We start from the raw sequence: 6,301 nt of genomic DNA, 5'->3' as shown, positions 1-6,301 counted from the left end.
TTGTCAGTAGGGGCGGGCAGCGGCTGCTGTGGCACCTTCGGGCCGACGGTGACGATCACCAGTTTGTCGGCTGCCAGGTGCTTGTTCATCGCGGTTTTGACCTGCTCGACGGTCAGTGCCTGTGATTGCTGCATGAAATCTTCCAGCCAGGTCAATGGCAGGTTGTAGAAGCCGATGGCGCCCAGTTGGCCGACGATGCTCGCGTTGCTGGCGTTGGACAGCGGGAAGCTGCCGGCCAATTCGCGTTTGGCGTCATCCAGTTCTTGCTGGGTCGGGCCATTCTTGAGGTAGTCGGCGAGAATGCTCTGTACCAGCTTGAGCGTCCCATCGCTGAGTTCGGCCCGGGTTTGCAGGTTGATCATGAACGGGCCACGCACCTGCATCGGGCTGAATGCCGAGTATACCCCGTAGGTCAGGCCGCGTTTTTCGCGAACTTCGCTCATCAGCCGGGTGCCGAATGCGCCGCCGCCGAGAATCTGGTTGCCCAGCGAAAGGGCCGGCCAGTCAGGGTCCTGGCGGTCGATGCCGAGTTCGGCCAGCATCAGGTGAGTCTGCTTGCTCGGGAAGTCGATGTGGGTAATCCCAGCTTTGGGTTCCACCGGCTGGGCAGGTGCCGCCAGCGCCGGGCCTTTGGGCAGGGCAGCGGAAACTTGCGCGGCCACGGCCTCGGCTTCCTGGCGGCTCAGGTCGCCTACCAGGGCGATCACCGCATTGCCAGCGGCGTAGGCTTTGGCGTGGAAAGCGCGCAGTTGCTCGACGGTGATGCCTGGCACACTTTCGGCACTGCCATCGCTAGGCTGGGCGTATGGGTGGTTGCCGTAAAGTTTGCTGAACAAGGCTTTGCTGCCGATCTTGCCAGGGTTCTGCTTCTCGTACTCGAACCCGGCCAGCAACTGGTTCTTGATGCGTTTGAGAGCTTCCTCTGGGAAGGTCGGCTGGCCGGTCACTTGCGCGAACAGCTTGAGCGCCGGCTCGCGTTTGTCTTTGGCGCTCAGGCTACGCAGGGTAGTCACCGCCATGTCCCGGTAGGAGCCGTTGCCGAAATCGGCGCCCAGACCCTCGAAACCTTCGGCGATGGCGGTCACATCCTTGCCGGCTACACCCTCGTTGAGCATGGCATTGGTCAGGGTGGCCAGGCCGGGAGTGGTGCCGTCCTGGCTGCTACCGGCAGCGAAGGTGACACGCAGGTCGAACATCGGCAGCTCGCGAGCCTCGACGAACAGCACCCGGGCGCCTTCGGTGGTGGTCCAGTGCTGAATGTTCAGCTGGCGGCGGCCAGGTGCCTTGCCATCCAGTTCGGCCAGCGACTGCAAGGTGTTGGCCGGGCGCGCGGCGTTGGCTTGGTCGCCGGCATGGCCAGAACGGGGGAGCACGGCGGCCACGGCCACCACCAGCGCGATGATGCACGAGCCGATCAAGGGGTAGCGTAGTGCGCTGCGGTCACTCATGAGCGGACTCCTCGGGCAAAACATGGGCAACGCTCAGGCGTTCGCGGGTGAAATAAGTGCGTGCAGCGTTCTGCACGTCTTGCGGGGTGACCTGCTTGAGTTCGTCCAGCTCGCTGTCGATCAGTTTCCAGGACAGGCCGACCGTCTCCAGCTGGCCAATGGTGGTGGCCTGACTGCTGATCGAGTCACGGTCGTAGACCAGCCCCGCGATCACTTGGGCACGCACGCGCTCCAGTTCTTCAGCGCTTGGGGCAGTTGCCTTGAGCTCGTCGAGCAGCTTCCAGACGCCTTTTTCTACGTCGGCCAGGGTTTTCTGCTTCTGCACATTGGGCGTTGCCGAGATCAGGAACAAGCTGTCACCGCGGGTGAAGGCGTTGTAGCTGGACGAGGCGCCGGCCACCAACTCCTGACCGCGCTCGAGGCGAGCAGGCATGCGCGCGCTGTAGCCGCCGTCGAGCAGTGCCGAGATCAGCCGCAAGGCGTGGACGGTGCGTGGGTCCTTGGCGGTTGCCAGGCTTGGAACGTTGAACCCGTAGATCAGGCTAGGCAGCTGTGTGCGCACATGCAGCGTCAGCACACGCTGGCCGGGCTCGGCAAGCTCGAGCGGCAATTTGGCCGGCGGCACGGCGCGCTTGGGAATGCTGCCGAAATACTTCTGTGCCAGCGCCTTGACTTCGTCGGCGGTGACATCGCCGACGACCACCAGTGTGGCGTTGTTCGGCGCGTACCAAGACTCGTACCAATGACGCAGTTCTTCGACTTTCATGCGGTCCAGGTCAGCCATCCAACCGATAGTCGGCGTGTGATAGCCGCTGGCAGGGAAGGCCATGGCACGGAACAGTTCGAAGGCTTTGGCACTGGGCTGATCGTCGGTGCGCAGGCGGCGCTCTTCTTTGATGACTTCGATTTCACGGGCGAACTCGTCAGCCGGTAAGCGCAAACTTGCCAGACGATCGGCCTCCAGCTCCAAGGCAACCGGCAGACGGTCGCGGGCCAGGACTTGGTAATAAGCGGTGTAGTCATCGCTGGTGAAGGCGTTTTCTTCTGCACCTATGTCGCGCAGGATGCGCGAGGCCTCGCCTGGCCCGACCTTGGCGCTGCCCTTGAACATCATATGCTCAAGGGCATGGGACAAGCCGGTCTGCCCGGGCGTCTCGTAGCTGGAACCGACCTTGTACCAGATCTGGGATACCACCACTGGCGCGCGGTGGTCTTCGCGCACGACCACTTTCAGGCCATTGTCGAGGATAAATTCGTGGGTGGGTTGCACGTCGGCGGCAAAAGCCACGAGCGGCAGGCAGAGCGTGCTGAGCAACAGGCCAGCGGCACGGCGGGCTAGGGCATTCATACGGTGATTAACCTGTTCGGCGGCCCGCTGGTTTAGCGTCTGCGGGCCAGGAGGTGCTAGGATACTGATCCGGTTGCCTGGCGACCATGCCTGTCGCCGTTCTGGCCCACAGGACCTTAAGACAAAACATTGCGCATGAACCAGTCGGATTCAAAATAGTCTGTTCTGCGTTTAGAGAATTCCCGATGCGCCAGTTGCTGGCCCATCGCTACCCTGAGATAGCCGTCTTCCATGTTTGGTTCCAACGACGACAAAAAAGCGCCGGCCGAGGCTGGCGAGAAGAAAGGCCTGTTCAGCTGGTTTCGCAAGAAGCCGCAGCAACCTGTCGCCGAACAGCCTCAAACGCCCGAGCCTCAAGCGCCCGAGGTGCAGCCGGCCGAACCTGTAGCGCCGCAGCCTGCCCCCGAGCAAGCGCAGGTGGAGGCGCCGCAGCCCGAACCTACCGCCCCGGTAGTGCAGGCGCCCGTGCCAGAGCCTGTCGCTTCAGCGCCTGCGCGCGAGCCCGAACCTGTACCTGAACCGGTTCCTGCTGCACCTGCGGTGGCGTCTGCGCCGCTGGCTGCACCTGAGCCTATGGTTTCCACCCCCCCACAAGCCGCGCTGCCAGAGGCTGCTGCGGTGGTTGAGCAGCCTGCGCCTGTCAGCAACCTGGTGTTGCCGGTTGCCGAAGAGCCGGTCGCGTTGGTCCCGGATCTTGAGCCAAAGGCACCGCCGGTAATACCGGAACGCCCGGCGCCTGAGCCGGCGGTTGTCGCCCCGGTTGCGGCTGCTGTGCCAATGGAGCCTGAGCCGGTTGCCGCGCCGCTCGCCACCGAGCAGTCCAAGCCCGGCTTCTTTGCCCGCCTCAAGCAAGGCCTGTCCAAGACCAGCGCCAGTATCGGCGAGGGCATGGCCAGCCTGTTCCTGGGCAAAAAGGTCATCGATGACGACTTGCTCGACGAAATCGAAACCCGTTTGCTGACCGCCGACGTGGGCGTGGAGGCTACCTCCGCCATTGTTCAGAACCTGACGCAGAAGGTCGCCCGCAAGCAGCTGGCCGACGCCGACGCGCTTTACAAGTCGCTGCAGGAAGAGCTTGCCGCCCTGTTGCGTCCGGTCGAGCAACCGCTCAAGGTCCAGGCGCAGAACAAGCCCTACGTGATCTTGGTGGTTGGCGTGAACGGCGCCGGCAAGACCACCACCATCGGCAAGTTGGCCAAGAAGCTACAGCTCGAGGGCAAGAAAGTGATGCTGGCTGCCGGTGATACGTTCCGTGCCGCCGCTGTCGAGCAGTTGCAGGTCTGGGGCGAACGCAACCAGATCCCGGTGATCGCCCAGCACACTGGCGCCGATTCCGCTTCGGTGATCTTCGACGCCGTGCAGGCCGCCAAGGCCCGTGGCGTGGATGTGCTGATCGCTGACACTGCCGGGCGCCTGCACACCAAAGACAACCTGATGGAAGAGCTCAAGAAGGTTCGCCGGGTGATCGGCAAGCTCGATGACCAAGCGCCGCACGAGGTGCTGCTGGTGCTGGATGCCGGCACCGGGCAGAACGCTATCAGCCAGGCCAAGTACTTCAACCAGAGCGTCGAATTGACTGGCCTTGCCCTGACCAAGCTGGACGGCACGGCCAAAGGCGGGGTGATCTTCGCCCTGGCCAAGCAATTCAAGCTGCCCATCCGCTTCATCGGGGTGGGTGAAGGCATCGATGACCTGCGCACATTCGAAGCCGAGCCGTTCGTCAAGGCTCTGTTCGCCGAGCGAGACTGACCATGATCCGATTCGAACAGGTTGCCAAGCGCTACCCCAATGGCCATGTCGGCTTGCATGAGCTGAGTTTCCGGGCGCGCCGGGGCGAATTCCTGTTCGTCACCGGCCACTCGGGTGCGGGCAAGAGTACGTTGCTGCGCCTGCTGCTGGCCATGGAGCGCCCCACGAGTGGCAAACTGCTGCTGGCCGGGCAAGACCTAGGGCAGATCAGCAACGCCCAGATCCCGTTCCTGCGCCGGCAGATCGGCGTGGTGTTCCAGAACCATCAACTGCTGTTCGACCGCACAGTGTTCAACAACATCGCCTTGCCACTGCAAATCCTCGGCCTTTCCAAGGCCGAGATCGCGAAGCGCGTGGACTCTGCGCTGGAGCGTGTTTCGCTGGCGGACAAAGGCGAGCTGTTCCCGGCGGACCTGTCCACCGGCCAGCAACAGCGGGTCGGTATTGCCAGGGCCATCGTCCACCAGCCGGCGTTGCTGCTGGCCGATGAGCCCACCGGTAACCTCGACCCACGTCTGGCGGCCGAGATCATGGGCGTGTTCGAGGACATCAACCGCTTGGGCACCACCGTTCTGATCGCCAGTCACGACCTGGCACTGATTGCGCGCATGCGCCACCGTATGCTGACGTTGCAGCGCGGCCGTCTGATCGGCGATGGGGAGGCCGGGCAATGAGCACTACACGTACACCCAAGGTTTCCGAGCGCGTCGCGCCCAAGGCCGCCGACCCGCAGCCGTCGAAGAAAAAGGGCGGCGATCACGACGACGGCCCGGATTTTCGCACCTTGCTGCACGCCTGGCTGGAGAGCCACCGGGCCAGCCTTGCCGACAGCCTGCGGCGCCTGGGCAAACAACCTATCGGTAGCTTCTTCACCTGCCTGGTGATGGCGGTGGCTTTGAGCATGCCCATGGGCCTTTCGTTGCTGCTCAAGAACATCGAAGTGCTAGGGGGCTCCTGGCAGCGTGCTGCGCAGATTTCGCTGTACCTGAAGCTCGATGCCGGTAGCCAGCAGGGCGAGGCCTTGCGCGATGAGATCAAGCGTATGCCGGGTGTTGCCGATGCCCAGTACGTGAGTCCTGGGCAGGCCCTTGAGGAGTTCCAGCAGCAATCCGGGCTGGGCGAAGCGCTGCGCGAGCTGCCTGACAACCCGTTGCCCGGGGTGGTGGTGGTGACCCCGACCGAAGTCGACAAGCCCGCCCTCGAAGCCCTGCGTCAGCGCCTGTCGGAATTGCCGCGAGTCGAGAATGCGCAGTTGGACCTGGTCTGGGTGGAGCGCCTGGCGGCGATCCTCAAACTGGGTGATCGCTTCGTCTTCGGCCTGGCGGTGATGCTGATTTCTGCGCTGTTGTTAGTAATCGGTAACACAATTCGTCTACATATCGAAAACCGCCGTATCGAGATCGAAGTCATCAAGCTGGTCGGTGGCACCGACAGCTACGTACGCCGGCCTTTCCTGTACATGGGAGCCTTGTATGGCCTGGGTGCAGGGGTATTGGCCTGGGCAATTCTGGCATTCGGCCTGAACTGGCTGAACGAGGCCGTGGTAGGGCTCTCGGGGCTGTATGGCAGTGACTTCGCATTGGGCGGGGTGCCCGCTTCCGATGGTCTGTCGCTCTTGATCGGAGCGGTGTTGTTGGGGTATATCGGTGCATGGATCGCAGTCGCTCGCCATTTGAACGAGTTGGCCCCGCGATAGTTTTTACCTGCCAGCATTGACACTTTGTTCACGGCTGAACTTGTACGGTCGTGCCGTGTC

Annotated in this window: 4 protein-coding genes and 1 pseudogene; 3 read left to right on the top strand and 2 right to left on the bottom strand. The window is 63.0% G+C overall.

The genetic code is table 11. The annotated features are described in order from the left end of the window. Together ACK59H_RS10740 and ACK59H_RS10735 are read right to left on the bottom strand one after the other, a co-directional pair. A pseudogene (locus ACK59H_RS10740) lies at positions 1-1,337 on the bottom strand (M16 family metallopeptidase); the annotation flags it as partial. A 103-nt stretch (positions 1,338-1,440) separates the two neighbouring features. Further along, positions 1,441-2,796, bottom strand: coding sequence for a pitrilysin family protein (locus tag ACK59H_RS10735; protein ID WP_060480075.1), 1,356 nt, complete (start codon positions 2,794-2,796; stop codon positions 1,441-1,443). Positions 2,797-3,027: 231 nt separating this feature from the next. Here ACK59H_RS10735 and ftsY point away from each other — a divergent pair, with 231 nt between their 5' ends. Genes ftsY through ftsX form a run of 3 tightly spaced genes read left to right on the top strand, consistent with a single transcriptional unit; the run spans position 3,028 to position 6,241 of the window. Then, positions 3,028-4,545, top strand: coding sequence for a signal recognition particle-docking protein FtsY (gene ftsY / locus ACK59H_RS10730; RefSeq protein ID WP_060480076.1), 1,518 nt, complete (start codon positions 3,028-3,030; stop codon positions 4,543-4,545). A 2-nt stretch (positions 4,546-4,547) separates the two neighbouring features. Beyond that, positions 4,548-5,219 (top strand): cell division ATP-binding protein FtsE, encoded by a 672-nt coding sequence (gene ftsE, locus ACK59H_RS10725; RefSeq protein ID WP_060480077.1) that lies wholly within the window; start codon positions 4,548-4,550, stop codon positions 5,217-5,219. Further along, entirely contained in the window at positions 5,216-6,241 is a 1,026-nt protein-coding gene (gene ftsX, locus ACK59H_RS10720) for a permease-like cell division protein FtsX (RefSeq protein ID WP_060480078.1), read from the top strand. The genes ftsE and ftsX overlap by 4 nt, the downstream gene beginning before the upstream one ends. The last annotated feature ends 60 nt before the right edge of the window (positions 6,242-6,301 follow it).

It is taken from the genome of Pseudomonas sp. KCJK9000 (genome assembly GCF_046230725.1).
Lineage (GTDB): Bacteria > Pseudomonadota > Gammaproteobacteria > Pseudomonadales > Pseudomonadaceae > Aquipseudomonas > Aquipseudomonas promysalinigenes.
The sequence above is the reverse complement of the archived record's forward strand: the minus strand, read 5'-3'. Positions and strand labels throughout refer to the sequence as shown.

What these genes read in the sequence shown, in the direction of transcription:
- ftsY (WP_060480076.1), top strand. Translation starts at nt 3,028, where the DNA reads ATGTTTGGTTCCAACGACGACAAAAAAGCGCCGGCCGAGGCTGGCGAG.
- ftsE (WP_060480077.1), top strand. Translation starts at nt 4,548, where the DNA reads ATGATCCGATTCGAACAGGTTGCCAAGCGCTACCCCAATGGCCATGTC.
- ACK59H_RS10735 (WP_060480075.1), bottom strand. Translation starts at nt 2,796, where the DNA reads ATGAATGCCCTAGCCCGCCGTGCCGCTGGCCTGTTGCTCAGCACGCTC.
- ftsX (WP_060480078.1), top strand. Translation starts at nt 5,216, where the DNA reads ATGAGCACTACACGTACACCCAAGGTTTCCGAGCGCGTCGCGCCCAAG.